Raw genomic sequence first — 13,951 nt, 5'->3', positions numbered from 1 at the left:
CGGCGATCGCGATCGCCGGACTCATGCTCATCGCCGCGATGCTCCTGATCTCGACGACGATCCGCCTGTCGGCCTACTCGCGCCGCCGGGAGATCGGCATCATGCGCCTCGTCGGAGCTTCGAACCGTTTCATCCAGACCCCCTTCATCTTGGAGGGCATCATCGCCGCGCTCATCGGCGCGGTGCTCGCGAGCGCCGCCTCGGTGGCCATCGTGAAGTTCTTCGTGCAGGGCTTCCTGGCCCAGGAGGTGCCGTTCACGAGCTACATCACGGTCGAGCAGTCGCTCGTGGTGCCGCCGATCCTCGTGCTCGTCGGCGTCGTGCTCTCGGCCATCGCCGCGAAGATCGCGATCACCCGCTACCTGCGGGTGTAGCGGGCGCCGGCGGCTGCGCGGGCGCCGCGCCGGTGGTCGTCGGCCGGTGGTCGTCGGCCGGTGCCGGTGCGAGGCCGCTCGCCGGCCGCGCGGATGCGGGAGTCGGCCACGCCGGCGCCGATGCACGTCTCATCGACCAGTGCACAGGTGCATCGCATGTGCGATGGAGAGAACCAGGTGCACCTGCGGTCGCGGCCACCCGCGGCACCCGCGCCCGCGGCACCCGCGCCCGCGGCACCCGCGCGGGCGGATCGCGCGGGCGGATCGCGCGGCGCGCTATGCTGGGAGGTCCGGCCGCGCGAGAGAGAGGATGTGCCATGCCCAAGGAGACCGGCGAGAAGCTGATCGCCTCGAACAAGAAGGCCCGGCACGAATATCAGATCCTCGACACGTTCGAAGCCGGGATGGTGCTGACGGGCAGCGAGGTGAAGTCGCTGCGCATGGGGCGCGCCTCGCTCGTCGACGGGTACGTCTTCATCGAGAACGGGGAGGCCTGGCTCGATGCCGCGTACATTCCCGAGTACCTCAACGGGTCGTGGACGAATCACGCCCCGCGGCGCAAGCGCAAGCTGCTGCTGCATCGGCACGAGATCGACAAGCTCTGGCAGAAGACGCGCGAGGGCGGCATGACGATCGTGCCGCTCAAGATGTACTTCCTCGACGGCCGTGCCAAGGTCGAGGTCGCGCTCGCGCGCGGCAAGCGCGAGTACGACAAGCGGCAGACGCTGCGCGAGCAGCAGGACAAGCGAGAAGCCGAGCGCGCCATGCGTCAGCGCAACCGTATGGGGGAGTGACCCGCGTGGGAGAGCCCGCGACGTCGAACCGGGTGCGCAAACCCGCGGAGGCGCGCCGGGCCGAGATCGTCGCCGAGGCCGCTGCCATCGCCCTGCGGGACGGCCTCGAAGGGGTGACGCTGCGCGCCGTCGCGGAGCCGCTCGGCGTGCGGCCGGGCCTCATCAGCCACTACTTCTCCGCGGTGGAGGGGCTCGTGGTCGAGGCCTTCGTGCTCGCCGTCACGGCGGAGCGCGACTGGCTCTTCGGCGACGACGACGCACCGCTCGCGCAGATGGCGGGCTTCGTGCGTCGCGCCGAGAGCCCCGAGGCCGTCGAGCTGTGCCGACTCTGGCTCAACGCCCGCCATCTGGCGCGCGCGATGCCCAGTCTCGCCACCGCGATCGACGAGCAGGAGACGCTCGATCGGGTGCGGATGGTCGCGCTGATCGAGGCCGGGGTGGCGGACGGCGACTTCGCCGCGGACGACCCGGTGGGCGCAAGCACCCGCATCTACATGGCGGTCGATGCGCTCGGCGTCTACGCCAACAATGCCGCGCCGTTCGAGCACCCCGCCCTCCGGCACTTCGTCTCCGACGTGGCGGAGTGGAGCCTCGGGCTCGAGCCGCGTACGCTGCAGGCGGAATCGGGCGGCTGACCCCGCACCCATTGGTGACGCAGTTTGCTGGTAGACTTGTTGTTCCGGCGCTTCGCCGGCGGAGCCGGCCTGCGGGCCGGACTGACAAGTCCACAGTGCATGATGCGAACGTCCCGACCGCGCCGTCACGGCGGCGCTCCACGGGGCCGATCGGTTTCGACACGTCGATTTTGAGACTGTGAGAAGCGGGCCGAGGACGCGGAGTTATCTCGTAAACGCCCTTCGCAAACCATAGGTGCCAACGTTAAGCGCACCGACTTCGCTCTCGCTGCCTAAGCACGAGACCGAGTCCGTCAGAGCGGGTGGGCTTCCGGCCCGCTTCTGGCGTCATTAAGGGAGCTCGCTGGTGCGTCGCGTCTCAGGGCGCACCGGGACTTGCACTGAGACTGGGCCTGTCGCACTAGGTGTTCGTGGCAAAGTGCGGGGCCGAGCAGAACGTTTTCACGAACTACGCTCGTAGAAGGCACGGAATCGTCGAAGTGGACCGGGGTTCGATTCCCCGCGGCTCCACCGATGCGTTCGCATCATGCACTGGGGTACCCGGCCCTCCGGCGCGGCACGCGCGGCAGGAGCGGCACCCGGGAGGCGCGGGAGCGCTCCGATCCGATACCGTACAGATGCGGGCGACGAAAGGAACGCATCGGATCATGTCGAACTCCCACGTGCAGGCCCCTCGCGAGTCGGGGTTGGAGCGAGCGCTCAGCAATCGCCACATCCAGCTGATCGCGATCGGCGGCGCGATCGGCACCGGGCTCTTCATGGGTTCAGGCAAGACGATCTCTGTCGCGGGCCCCTCGGTCGTGCTCGTCTACATGATCATCGGCTTCATGCTCTACTTCGTGATGCGCGCGATAGGCGAGCTGCTGCTCAGCCGCACGCACTACCGCAACTTCGCCGACTTCGCGGGCGACATCCTGGGTCCGGGCGCGGCGTTCTTCCTCGGCTGGACCTACTGGTTCTGCTGGGTGGTCACGGGTGTCGCCGATGTCATCGTGATCTCCTCGGTGTACGTCACGTACTGGCTGCCCGTGCTGCCGACCTGGATTCCGGCCGTCGCGGTGATCGTGCTGCTGATGCTGCTGAACCTGCCCTCGGTGCGCGGGTTCGGCGAGACCGAGTTCTGGTTCGCGATGGTGAAGATCGTCGCGATCGTGGCGCTCATCGTGGCGGGGATCGTGCTGATCGCGACGGGCTTCACGAACGAGTACACCGACACGCGCACCGGCGAGACCATCGTGGGCACGGCGTCGCTGATGAATCTCTTCACGGTCGGCGGCGGCTTCTTCGGCGGCGGATTCATGGGCTTCGTCATGGGCTTCCAGATCGCGGTGTTCGCGTTCGTGGGGGTCGAGCTGGTCGGCACGACCGCCGCCGAGACTCGGGATCCCGAGCGCAACCTGCCGCGGGCCGTGCGTGCGATCCCGATCCGCATCCTGCTCTTCTACGTCGGATCGCTGGTGGTTCTCATCTCCGTCGTGCCGTGGGTGGCGTTCAGCAAGGACGAGTCGCCCTTCGTCATGCTCTTCTCCCTCGCGGGCATCGGTGCGGCGGCGCACCTCGTGAACCTCGTGGTGCTCACCTCGGCGGCCTCGTCGGCGAACTCGGGCATCTACTCGACGTCGCGGATGGTGTACACGCTCGCGACGAGCGGCGACGCGCCCCGCGTGTTCTCGAAGCTGACCCGCTCCCGGGTGCCGCGCAACGCGCTGTTTCTGACGGGCGTTTTGCTGCTGAGCTCGTTGGTGCTGCTGCTCACCGGGCTCGACAAGTCGGCGGGCTTCTCCATCGTCACGACGATCTCGTCGCTGTGCTTCATGTTCGTCTGGACGATGATCCTGATCAGCTACCTCGTGTACCGGCGTCGCCGCCCGCAGGATCACGCGGGGAGCGCGTTCAAGATGCCCCTCGGCACGACCATGCCGTACATCGTGATGGCGTTCTTCCTGTTCCTGCTGTGGGCGTTCACGCAGGATCCCGAGACCCGCGCCGGACTGATCGCGACGCCGGTCTGGTTCGCCGTCGTGGGAATCGGCTACCTCGTGCTGCGCAGGAATCCCGCGCACGTGCAGTTGCGTGCGGATCACGTGACGCAGGTGGCGGAGGAGCGCGCCGCAGCCTCGGCGTGGCGGACGCACCGGGCCTGACGCGGCGCTCGGCACGGCCGGGGTAGGATCGGAGCGTGACGACATCGCGAGCCGAACGGACGAGCCGCGGGCTCGTCGTCGCGGCGCTCGCCTCGTTCGTCGCGATCTTCTCCCACACGGTCGCGGACGGGGGATCGGTTCCCGTGCTGGGCGCCGTGCTCGCCCTCGTGTTCGCGGCTCCGGTGTGCATCGCGCTCACGGGCCGGCGGCTCTCGTGGGTGCGACTGTCGACCGCGGTCGCCCTGAGCCAGTTCGCCTTCCACGGGCTGCTCGTCGCCGGTCTCGGCGGCGGGTCGTTCTCGTTCGGCGGCGCAGCGCATCTGCACCGCGCGGGCGTGATCGCGCAGCGTCTCGCATCGGATGCGCCCAGCAGTGTGCTCCACGCCGATCACGGCGGGGGCGCGATGTGGATCGCGCACGCGTGCGCGGCGCTCGTCACCGTGCTCGCGATCGGGGCGGGGGAGCGCGCGCTCGTCGCGATCCTCGGGCTCGGTCGGCTCCGCCGGGTCGCCGCACTGCTCGACTGGGCGCCCCGTGTGGTGGGCGCGCCGCGCCCGCTGCTGGCGGCGTGGCGCCGCACCGCACCGCGCCTCGCCGTGCTGACTGAGATGCGACGAAGGGGCCCGCCGCTCGCGGCCTGACCTCGCACGCATCCATCGCGGTCGGCGCAGTGCCGCCCGCACTCAGACACACGGAGATCATCCCATGCAGTACACCCGTACCCAGAAGTTCACCCGCATCGCCTTCGGCGTCGGCGCCGGCGCCGTTCTCGCTCTGGCCGCACCCCTCGCGGCCTCGGCCCACGTCACCGTGACGCCCGACCAGGTCGACGCCGGAGGGTGGTCGTACCTCACCTTCCGCGCGCCCACCGAGTCCGACACCGCGAGCACGACGAAGCTCGAGTTCCACCTTCCGAAGGACACGCCGTTCACCCATGTCTCGTACCAGCCCGTCGCGGGATGGACGGCGGAGGTCTCGGAGGAGACGCTGCCCGAGCCCGTCGACGTGCTGGGCAACGAGGTGAGCGAAGCGCCGACGGAGGTCGTCTACACGGCGGAGGACGGCGGCATCGAGCCCGGGCAGGTGCAGATGTTCACGCTGTCGGTCGGCCCCGTCGCCGATACCGGCAGCATCGCGATCCCCGTCACGCAGACGTACAGCGACGGCACGGTGGTGGAGTGGGCGGCGACGCCCGAGCAGCTGGAGGAGGACGATACGCTCGACCCGGCCCCGGTGCTCTGGGTGAACGACGCCCCGCCGGCCGACGACCACCACGGCGCTTCTGCCGGCCACGACGACGAGCAGGGTGCGGCGGCAGGCTCGACGACCGCCGAGGCGGCCGGTTCGACGAACGGCGTCACGCTCGGCCTGAGCATCGCAGCGCTCGTGATCGCCGCGGGCGGCGTGCTGCTCGGCGCCGTCGCGCTCTCGCGCTCGCGGAAGGCGGCGGAGTGACCCTGCCGCGCAGCAGCAGCGGGCTCGCCCCGCGCCGCGGCACCGCGCCGCGCCGGGCGGCACTCGCCGCGGCGGGCGCCCTCATCGCGATCGCCGGCCTCCCGGCAGTGGCGACGGCGGCGTCGGCGCACGACCAGCTCGTGAGCGCCGACCCGGTCTCGGGCGCCAGCGTCGAGTCGCTCGACGAGATCACGCTGCAGTTCAACAACTCGCCGCTCGGGTTGGAGGGCAGCAACCTGGTGCGTGTGGTCGGGCCTGACGGAAGCTACTACGAAACGGGCTGCCCGGCCCTTTCGGGCCCCACCGTGTCGACTCCGCTGGCGCTCGGCCCGGCTGGCGACTACGAGGTGCAGTGGCGCGTCGTCTCGTCGGACGGCCATCCGATCGCCGAGAACTACACGTTCACCTACGCGCCCGGCGACGACGCGGAGCCGGGGGAGGGTTCGGCTGAACCCGCCTGCGGCGAGGCCGAGCAGTCGGCCTCCGCCGGGGCGGATGAGCAGGCGGACGCGGCGCAGCCCGAGAGCCGCGAGGCGGAGACCGCGAGCCCGGTGAACGGGCTCTGGCTCGGCGTCGGCGTGGGCGGTCTGGCCGTCGTCGCGGTGGCGGTCGCCGTCTTCGTGATCCTGCGCCGGCCGCGTCCCCGCGAGTGATGGGAGCCGCGCCCGCGTCGGCGTGAGACGCGCGCTACCCGCGCGACTCGTCGACGGAGAGCCATTCGGGGAAGGGGTCGGGCAGCATCCGCCAGCTGCCCGGCCCCGCCGCGAACTCCGTATCGGTGAGTGCGGCACCGTCGAGCGCGGCGGTGAGCGCCGCCGATTCGAGGTCGATGCCGATGAACGCGAGATCCTGCCCGATCGCGAGGAGCTCGGCCTCCGCGCTCACCGCGTCGCCGCCGATCGGCTCGAAGGAGATCACCCTGCCGACGTGGTCCCAGCTCGCGACGCGGCTCGGACGGGTGGCGAGCCGGCAGAACCCGGCTGACCGCACGACGAAGCCGAACTCCCCGGGCTCGATGCGGCGATCGAGCACCGCCTGCAAGCGGCCCGGGTGGAGCGGCCGCTCGTGGGTGTAGCGCACAGCGGAGACGCGCGGGTCGGTCATGTGCGGGTCGTGCTCGCCGTTCAGCAGCGCCACCCACCCCGGCCCGTCCTGCTGCGGCGAGAGCGTCAGCGGCGCCGAGACGGGTTCGTGCCCCGCCTGGTGCAGGCTCAGTCGCGAGCGCGGCGCGAGGTGGTTCGCGAGCGCCATGATCGTCGAGAGGTGCGCGGTCGGGAGTGCCTCCCAGTTCACGAAGACGATCTGCGTGGAGTACTCCATCTGGCTGACGAGCAGCTCGGCGCGCGCGACGTGCACGCCGCCGCTCCGCATCGGGAGGTAGTCGTCGCGCATCACGTCGGTGAGGAAGTGCACGGCGTCGACCACGCAGACGAGGTGGATCAGCTGCACGCGGTCGGGCTCCGCGCCGAACGCTCCGATCGCCTCGGTCGCGCGCACGTCGGTCGGGAGCTCGATGACGGCGCGCCTCGATGCTCCGGCCCACGGGGCGAGCGCGGCGGCCTCGAGCAGTGGGTCCGGGTGGTGCGCGAGCCGAGCGGCGGTGATGAGCGCGGCGCCGGTGTGCGCGGCCCGGCGTGCGGCGAGCGCGCGGCGCTCCGGAGCGCACGCCCCCATGACCGCGGTGATCTCGATGGTGTGCATGAGGTCCTTCCTGGAGCGAGAGCGCGGATATCCGCGCATATCACTATACTGATAATAATTATCAATAAGCCGAAAGGGGCATCATGAAGGTTCGCGCATCGCTCGCATCGCTGAAACGACAGCCGGGGGCGCAGGTCGTGCGGCGCCGGGGTCGCGTCTACGTGATCAACAAGGCCAACCCGCGCTTCAAGGGGCGCCAGGGGTAGCAGTTCCTCTCGACGACTACCCGCACCAGTCGCTGAGCCCGCCGATCGCGGATCGCACGGTCTCACCCGAGTCGAGGCGCACGTAGTTCGTCGTGGTCTGCGCGTACCCGGGGGCCGACGCGGCACCATCTGCCGCGCCTCCGTCCGAGACGGTCTCGACCGCCGCGAACTCGGCGTTCGGCGAGAGGCAGACGCGGCCGATGCGCGTGGACTCCGCCGCCGGAGCGAAGATGCTGCGCCTCTCACCGTCGCGCTCCACGAGCACGGAGCCGCCGGCGACGAGGGAGCCGTCGCCGAGCGCCGAGCCCGCTGAACGCGGATCGACGCCGTCGGCGACCGGCGGCGGCTCGCTCGGCGCCGCAGCGGCTCGCGCCAGCACGGCGTCGGGAGCCGCGGCGAGCACGGCGCGCTCGTCGGAGCCCGGGGGCTGCGTCAACGGGGTGCGCTCGGGGGCCGCATCGAGCGTTCCCGTCACGATTCCCGCAAGATCGACGAGCGACGGCCCCGCCGCTTCCGCAACCGCGAGCGCGGTGGTGCCCGGGATGAACCCCAGCAGATCTCCCGAGACCCCGAGCTCGATGACTCGCGGCTCGGGCACCGCCTCCCAACCGAAGAGCCGGCCGTCGGGGCTCTGGAAGACGAGCGACGTCGTGCCCGGCACGAAGCGCCAGTCGCGCACGGGCGCGGCTGACCCGTCGGCTCCGGTCACGATCGACACGACGGCGGTCGCGGGATCGATCACGAGCAGCGTGCGATCGTACTCGGTACCGTCGTCGCCGGCACCCGTGGCGACGACCCCGATCACGCCGGTGCGAGCCTCGCTGCGGAGCTGGCCGAGGTGCGGCGCCGTCATGATGCGGAACGGGTCGGGATCGGCGAACGTCGCGGTCGATGCCGCATCGTCAGTCGCCGCGTGCACGTCGAGGGCCGCCCGGCCCGTCTCGTCTCGCAGCACGGTCGCGAGCCCGTCGCCCGTGATCGCGTACTCCTCGATGCGGGGCGCCGCGAACACCTCCCGGGTGGCGGCGGGATCCTGCAGCCGGTGCTCCAGCAGCCGGTCGCCGCCCGAGGAGCGGCTCAGCGTGTACGTCGCCGGGTCGGGAGTGCGCACCGCAGCCGTGATCACATCGCCGCTTCCCGTCGCGGCTCCGCTCACCCGGGCCTCGATGCGGTACTCGGCGCCGGTGTCGAGCATCTCGAGGAAGCGGACCGTGAGCGAGCTGCCGTCGGAGGTCACGTCGATCGGCGTCTCGGGCCGCACGCTCACGGCGGCGGCGTCGACGTCGGCGATCGGCTGGCTGAAGTGCAGCTGCACCCGCTGATCGGTGCGCGAGACGAGCAGGGCGGTGTTGGCGTCGACCCCGGCGAGGCGGGGCGGCTGCACGAGGTTGGCGATCGCGAGGCCCGCGGCGAGCACGCCGAGGATCGCGAATACCGCGATGCGCGACACCCGGGCGCGCCGTCCGGCTCTCGGCTCAGTAAACATAGGGGTCATCCGGTTCGTCGATGGCGGTGACGGCGAAGGGCCGCAGCACGACGGGCTGATCGCTCGTCACGTCGGGGTTCGCGACGAAGACGCCCTCGACCTCGACCCAGGAGCCCTCGGGGTGCTCGTCCGCCCAGTCGGGCGCGAGCACCGGCACGCCGAGCGGCTGCGCGTCGACCGCGCAGCAGGAGACGACGAAGCGGGCGGCGGTGAAGAGGTCGGGCTCCCCGCCGGTCGAGGGGAGCACGAACCCGATGAAGCGCGCCGTGCGCCCCTCGGCCTCCGCGCCGCCGCCCTGCCGCAGCAGCATCGCCCAGTCGCGGGCGTCTCGGTCGGCATCGGCTCCGGCTGCGGGGGCATCGCCAGCCGGGCCCGTTCCCGTGTTCACCTGCCGTTGCTGGGCGGTCGCGACGGAGAGCGTGGTCGGCGGGGCCACGAGCAGCGCAGCGGCGGTCGCGGCGACGAGCAGCACCGCTCCGGCGACGGAGAGCGCGCGCGTCAGCGGGCGGGGCGCGCGCGCTCCGGCGTGCGCATCCGAGAGCTCGGCGCGGCGCACGGCGGGCACCGCGGCGCACAGTGCGACTGCGGCGATCGCGCAGAGCGTCACGGTGAACCAGAAGTACCTCGGGTGGACGTACCAGCCGAGGCGCCCCGTGGCGGCGAGCCACAGGATCGCGGCGATCCCGAGCCCGCTGAGGATGATCCCGCGCCAGTACCGGTCGAAGCGCTCACGCCACAAGGTTCAGCCCCCATCCGATGACGAGGCAGCAGAGAGCCACGAGGCCGGTGAGCAGCGCGAGGGCGCGTGCGGTGAACGTGGTGCGCAGCAGGGCGAGCATCTTGATGTCCATCATCGCGCCGAAGAGGAGGAAGGCCACGATGCTGCCCGGCAGGAAGGTTGCGCTGAGCGAGAGGACGAAGAAGGCGTCGACGCTCGAGCAGATCGAGATGATGAACGCGAGGAGCATGAGCGCGAGCACCGACCAGAGCGGATGCGATCCGAGCGCGATGAGGAGCTCCCGCGGAGCACCCACCTGGATCGCCCCGGCGAGCGCCGAGCCGATCACGAGGGCGGGCATCAGGGCACTGGTCTCCTCCGCGATCCCGACCAGGCTCCGCTGCATCCGCCCCTGGTGCGTGTGCTCGTGGCCGTGGGCGCACTGCGCACGGAAGCCGTCGGCGAGCAGTGCGGACTGCTCCGCGGAGCGGCTCAGCAGCCACCCCGCGAGGTTCGCGATCGCGAATCCCCCGATGATGCGCGCCGCGAGGATTCCGTCGCTCCATCCGAAGGCGTGGTAGGTGGTGATGATGGTCACGGGGTTGAGCACCGGGGCGGCGAGCAGGAAGGTCGCGGCCTCGGAGACGGTGAATCCACGCAGCATGAGCCCGCGTGCGAGCGGTACGTTGCCGCACTCGCAGACGGGAAGCAGTACACCGGTGATCGAGAGCACGGCCCGCCGCAGCGCCGCGTTGCGCGGCAGCACACGATCGATGACCGACTGGGGCACCCATACCTGCACGACGGTCGAGAGCAGGATGCCGAGGAAGACGAACGGCAGCGATTCGATGAAGACGCTCAGCGACAGAGCGACGAAGTCGGCGAGGGCCTCGGGGAGTGCGAGGGCGTCGCTCGCGCCATCGGTGAGCGCCCGCACGCCGATGGCGGCGAGCAGGGCGAGGGCGGCGGAGCCGGCGAGCGCGAGCGAGCGCGAGCGAGCGCGGTGCGCCACCGCGGCCATACAGCCTCCGATCCGAATCGGTTCAGCGGGCGAACCGATTCCGCATGGCGCGACCGGGGAGGCCCGATCGGCGCCGCCGATAATCGTTCTCAGTATAGGAGCGGACGCGCGGTCCGGGCCGGGGGGTCGGCGCGTGTCGGGGCGGGATCGGATCGCCCCCTCCCATCGGCGTCTCCGCGCCCGGAGCGCGCCGTCAGCGGGCGGACGATGCGCTGCGGCACGCCGAGCAGATGCCGAAGACCTCGAGGGTGTGCGAGTGCACGTCGAACCCGTGCGTGCGCGCCACCGAGGTGAACCAGGCCTCGTCGGGCGGCTCGATCTCGATGGTGGTGCCGCAGCTCGTGCAGACCATGTGGTGATGATGCGTCTGCGGATCCTCGCAGGCGCGGTACAGCTGCCCCTCGGGCGTGGAGATCGCGTCGGCCTCCTGGTTCTCGACCAGGGCGTTCAGCTGGCGGTACACCGTCGCGATCCCGATCTTCGAGCCGTCGTCCGAGAGTCGCCGGTGGAGCTCCTGCGCCGAGATGAAGCCGGCCATCGATTCGAGCGCGGTGCGCACCGCAGCGCCCTGCGCGGTACGCCGGGTGCGAGTGGATGTCACGGTGGGGCTCCCAAGGGTCGAGGGTCGCCTCCGATGCTAGCAGCGGCGTGCCGCCCCGGGGTTCCCCCGACGGCGAACGCGCGAGGGGGGGATCGGGGCGGGCGCGGCTCGACGCCCCGCGCCCCTGCGCAGCCCTCCCCGCGCTTCCGCGAACCCGCCGGGGCGGATACGCTGGTCGGAGGGCTGGAAAGGAGCGATCGCGTGGGGTTGTTCAGTGAAAGCGCAGCTCCGATCGCGGGCGACGACGCCCGCCTCGAACCGCTGTCTCAGCGGCGACTCGAAGCCGTGCTCGATGAGCTGGGCTGGACGTACACGGTCGACGAGGACGGCGACGCCAGCGGCGGCTGGGAGACGGGATCGTTCTTCTTCCTCGTCGACGACGAGGCCGAGCCGATGCTCTGCGTGCGCGGATACTGGAGTGGGAGGCTCGGCGAATCGGAGTACCTCGCCGCGCTCGAGCTCTGCAACCTCTGGAATGCCGACCGGCTCTGGCCGAAGGCGTTCGTCGGCCGCGACGACGACGGGTCGATCCGACTGAATGGCGAGCACACCCCTCGACTACGCCGCGGGCGTCACCGATGCGCAGCTCGCACAGCACCTGCGCTGCGCCGTCGGCACGACACTGGCGTTCTTCGCGGAGGCCGGCGACGCCTTCCCGGAGGCGGTGGCGCGAGCGCAGACGTCGAGCTGAGTAGGCTGGGCGCATGAAACGCGTCGCCGTCGTCGTGCTCGAGGGCGCCAAGCCGATGGACGTCGGCATCCCCGCGCAGGTGTTCACCCACCGCGCCAGCATGCCCTACTCGGTCGACGTGTGCGGCATCAGGCCCGGCCTGATCGCCGGAGGCGACGGCCTCTCGTACCACGTGGAGCACGGACTGGAGGCGCTCGACGAGGCCGATCTCGTCTTCGTGCCGGGCTACCGGTTCCCCGATCGGGACGCGGCGCCGGAAGCCCTCACGGAGGCTCTCGGCAGGGCGCACGCCCGCGGCGCCATTCTCGCGGCGATCTCGACCGGCGCCTTCGCGCTGGCCGCCACCGGTCTGCTCGACGGCAAGCGGGCGACCACGCACTGGCACTACGCCCGGCGCCTGGCCGAGCGGTTCCCCGAGGTGCAGGTCGACGACCGGGTGCTGTTCGTGGACGAGGGCGCGGTGCTCACCTCGGCGGGCGCCGCCTCCGGAATCGACCTGTGCCTGCACCTGCTGCGTCGCGAGTCGGGGATGGCTGTGGCGAACCACGCCGCCCGCCGTCTCGTCGCCGCGCCGTACCGCAGCGGCGGGCAGGCGCAGTACCTGCCCCACAGCGTGCCGGAGTCGACGGGGGAGCGGTTCACGCAGACCCGCGAGTGGGCGCTGCGCCATCTCGGCGATCCCCTCACCATCGCCCGGCTCGCGGAGCACGCGCGGGTCTCCGAGCGCACCTTCTCCCGTCGCTTCCTCGACGAGACGGGGTACACCCCGATGCAGTGGGTGATGCGCGCCCGCGTGGATCGTGCGCGCGAGCTGCTCGAGGAGACGGATCTCGGCATCGACGCCATCTCGGCCGCCGTGGGGCTCGGATCGGCGACGAACCTGCGCCGTCACTTCAGGCAGGTGCTCGGCACGGCTCCGACGGCGTATCGGCGCACGTTCTCGCAGTCGTCGTAGTGCGCCGAGCGGTGCGAGCCCGCTCAGTCGCATCATGGCGGTTTCCGTTCGAATGATGGCAATGCGGCCACTGGCGTGCGAGCGCATCAGGGACCACCCTGGAATGAGTCCACACTGCACATCACCTCGAAGGAGATCGAAGAGCCCATGACCCGTCGGGTAGCCATCAATGGATTCGGACGCATCGGCCGGGGCGTGCTCCGCGCCCTGCTGCACCAGCAGAACGACCTCGAGGTCGTCGCGATCAACGACCTCACCGACGCGCCCACGCTGGCGCACCTGCTCTCCCGGGATTCGCTCTACGGCAAGCTCGAGCAGCCGGTGACCGTCGACGGCACGACGCTCGTCGTCGGCGACCGCCGCATCGAGATCCTCGGCGAGCGCGATCCCGCGAACCTGCCGTGGGCGGAGCTCGGCGTCGACGTCGTGCTCGAATCGACCGGCCTCTTCACGAAGGCGCAGGATGCGCAGAAGCACATCGACGCCGGCGCCAAGCGCGTGCTCATCAGCGCGCCGGGCAAGGGCGCCGATCTGACCCTGGTCGTCGGCGTGAACGACGATCTCTACGACCCCGAGCAGCACCGCATCGTGTCGAACGCCTCGTGCACGACGAACGCGCTCGCACCGCTCGCGAAGGTGCTCGACGACCTCGCGGGAATCGAGTGGGGCACCATGATGACGGTGCACGCCTACACGGCCGACCAGCGCCTCCAGGACGCGCCGCACTCCGACCTGCGCCGCGCCCGCGCCGCCGCTCTGAACATCGTGCCGACGTCGACGGGAGCGGCGACCGCGATCGGCCTCGTGCTGCCGCAGCTCGACGGCAAGCTCGTCGGCGGATCCCTCCGCGTGCCCGTGCCCGTCGGCTCGATCGTCGAGCTCACCGCGGTGGTCTCCCGCGAGGTCACCCGCGACGAGGTGCTCGCCGCTTACCGCGCCGCCGCCGACGGCCCGCTCGACGGCGTGCTCGAGTACTCCGAGGAGCCGCTCGTCTCCTCGGACATCGTGGGCAACCCGCACAGCTCCATCTTCGACTCCGAGCTGACGTTCGTCGACGGCAAGCACGTCAAGGTCACCGCCTGGTACGACAACGAGTGGGGCTTCTCGAACCGCGCGGCGCAGGTGCTCGGCACCCTCGCCGCATAGCCTCGAGCGCGCACTGCGCGAGCG

The 13,951-nt window shown here is 71.1% G+C and carries 16 protein-coding genes, 1 other RNA gene and 1 pseudogene; 13 read left to right on the top strand and 5 right to left on the bottom strand.

Annotated features, from left to right (window positions below; translation table 11 throughout):
- The 8 genes from NS354_RS11780 to NS354_RS11750 all read left to right on the top strand — a co-directional run.
- A partial coding sequence (locus tag NS354_RS11780; RefSeq protein WP_153002207.1) for an FtsX-like permease family protein occupies positions 1 to 374 on the top strand: 374 nt, incomplete at its 5' end.
- Between the two features lie 317 nt (positions 375 to 691).
- On the top strand, positions 692 to 1,168 hold the full coding sequence (gene smpB / locus NS354_RS11775; RefSeq protein WP_010156583.1) for an SsrA-binding protein SmpB: 477 nt from the start codon (positions 692 to 694) through the stop codon (positions 1,166 to 1,168).
- A complete protein-coding gene (locus NS354_RS11770; protein WP_345994184.1) occupies positions 1,165 to 1,803 on the top strand; it encodes a TetR family transcriptional regulator in 639 nt (212 codons plus the stop codon). The genes smpB and NS354_RS11770 overlap by 4 nt, the downstream gene beginning before the upstream one ends.
- A gap of 142 nt (positions 1,804 to 1,945) precedes the next feature.
- Positions 1,946 to 2,316, top strand: a transfer-messenger RNA (tmRNA) gene (gene ssrA / locus NS354_RS13235).
- A 134-nt stretch (positions 2,317 to 2,450) separates the two neighbouring features.
- Positions 2,451 to 3,947: an amino acid permease gene (locus NS354_RS11765; RefSeq protein ID WP_058594662.1), complete on the top strand. Its 1,497-nt coding sequence runs from the start codon at positions 2,451 to 2,453 to the stop codon at positions 3,945 to 3,947.
- Positions 3,948 to 3,982: 35 nt separating this feature from the next.
- Positions 3,983 to 4,588, top strand: a complete 606-nt coding sequence (locus NS354_RS11760; RefSeq protein ID WP_058594661.1) for a hypothetical protein — start codon at positions 3,983 to 3,985, stop codon at positions 4,586 to 4,588.
- Between the two features lie 64 nt (positions 4,589 to 4,652).
- Positions 4,653 to 5,402: a YcnI family copper-binding membrane protein gene (locus NS354_RS11755; RefSeq protein WP_058594660.1), complete on the top strand. Its 750-nt coding sequence runs from the start codon at positions 4,653 to 4,655 to the stop codon at positions 5,400 to 5,402.
- Positions 5,399 to 6,055 (top strand): copper resistance CopC family protein, encoded by a 657-nt coding sequence (locus tag NS354_RS11750; protein ID WP_058594659.1) that lies wholly within the window; start codon positions 5,399 to 5,401, stop codon positions 6,053 to 6,055. Before NS354_RS11755 ends, NS354_RS11750 begins: the two co-directional genes overlap by 4 nt.
- A 34-nt stretch (positions 6,056 to 6,089) precedes the next feature.
- Here NS354_RS11750 and NS354_RS11745 read toward each other — a convergent pair whose 3' ends face one another.
- Positions 6,090 to 7,103 carry a GTP-binding protein gene (locus NS354_RS11745; protein ID WP_058594658.1) on the bottom strand — a complete coding sequence of 338 codons (1,014 nt, stop codon included), beginning with the start codon at positions 7,101 to 7,103 and terminating at the stop codon, positions 6,090 to 6,092.
- 83 nt (positions 7,104 to 7,186) lie between these two features.
- On the opposite strand from NS354_RS11745, the gene ykgO reads away from it, so the two are divergent.
- Positions 7,187 to 7,309 carry a type B 50S ribosomal protein L36 gene (gene ykgO, locus NS354_RS11740; protein ID WP_010156589.1) on the top strand — a complete coding sequence of 41 codons (123 nt, stop codon included), beginning with the start codon at positions 7,187 to 7,189 and terminating at the stop codon, positions 7,307 to 7,309.
- Positions 7,310 to 7,325: 16 nt separating this feature from the next.
- Here ykgO and NS354_RS11735 read toward each other — a convergent pair whose 3' ends face one another.
- The 4 genes from NS354_RS11735 to NS354_RS11720 all read right to left on the bottom strand — a co-directional run bounded on the left by NS354_RS11735 (position 7,326) and on the right by NS354_RS11720 (position 11,135).
- Positions 7,326 to 8,759 carry a hypothetical protein gene (locus tag NS354_RS11735; RefSeq protein WP_058594657.1) on the bottom strand — a complete coding sequence of 478 codons (1,434 nt, stop codon included), beginning with the start codon at positions 8,757 to 8,759 and terminating at the stop codon, positions 7,326 to 7,328.
- A gap of 25 nt (positions 8,760 to 8,784) precedes the next feature.
- Positions 8,785 to 9,534 carry a TIGR03943 family putative permease subunit gene (locus NS354_RS11730; RefSeq protein WP_058594656.1) on the bottom strand — a complete coding sequence of 250 codons (750 nt, stop codon included), beginning with the start codon at positions 9,532 to 9,534 and terminating at the stop codon, positions 8,785 to 8,787.
- Positions 9,524 to 10,534, bottom strand: coding sequence for a permease (locus tag NS354_RS11725; RefSeq protein WP_058594655.1), 1,011 nt, complete (start codon positions 10,532 to 10,534; stop codon positions 9,524 to 9,526). The genes NS354_RS11730 and NS354_RS11725 overlap by 11 nt, the downstream gene beginning before the upstream one ends.
- A 193-nt stretch (positions 10,535 to 10,727) precedes the next feature.
- Positions 10,728 to 11,135, bottom strand: coding sequence for a Fur family transcriptional regulator (locus NS354_RS11720; RefSeq protein WP_058594654.1), 408 nt, complete (start codon positions 11,133 to 11,135; stop codon positions 10,728 to 10,730).
- A 33-nt stretch (positions 11,136 to 11,168) separates the two neighbouring features.
- On the opposite strand from NS354_RS11720, the pseudogene NS354_RS13950 reads away from it, so the two are divergent.
- The 4 genes and pseudogenes from NS354_RS13950 to gap all read left to right on the top strand — a co-directional run.
- Positions 11,169 to 11,606 (top strand): annotated as a pseudogene (locus tag NS354_RS13950) (YbjN domain-containing protein); the annotation flags it as partial.
- A gap of 67 nt (positions 11,607 to 11,673) precedes the next feature.
- Positions 11,674 to 11,826, top strand: coding sequence for a hypothetical protein (locus tag NS354_RS13855; RefSeq protein WP_241490512.1), 153 nt, complete (start codon positions 11,674 to 11,676; stop codon positions 11,824 to 11,826).
- A gap of 13 nt (positions 11,827 to 11,839) precedes the next feature.
- On the top strand, positions 11,840 to 12,781 hold the full coding sequence (locus NS354_RS11715; RefSeq protein ID WP_058594653.1) for a GlxA family transcriptional regulator: 942 nt from the start codon (positions 11,840 to 11,842) through the stop codon (positions 12,779 to 12,781).
- A 147-nt stretch (positions 12,782 to 12,928) separates the two neighbouring features.
- On the top strand, positions 12,929 to 13,927 hold the full coding sequence (gene gap, locus NS354_RS11710; RefSeq protein ID WP_058594652.1) for a type I glyceraldehyde-3-phosphate dehydrogenase: 999 nt from the start codon (positions 12,929 to 12,931) through the stop codon (positions 13,925 to 13,927).
- Positions 13,928 to 13,951 lie beyond the last annotated feature (24 nt).

It is taken from the genome of Leucobacter chromiiresistens (assembly GCF_001477055.1).
GTDB classification, from domain to species: domain Bacteria; phylum Actinomycetota; class Actinomycetes; order Actinomycetales; family Microbacteriaceae; genus Leucobacter; species Leucobacter chromiiresistens_A.
The sequence above is the reverse complement of the archived record's forward strand: the minus strand, read 5'-3'. Positions and strand labels throughout refer to the sequence as shown.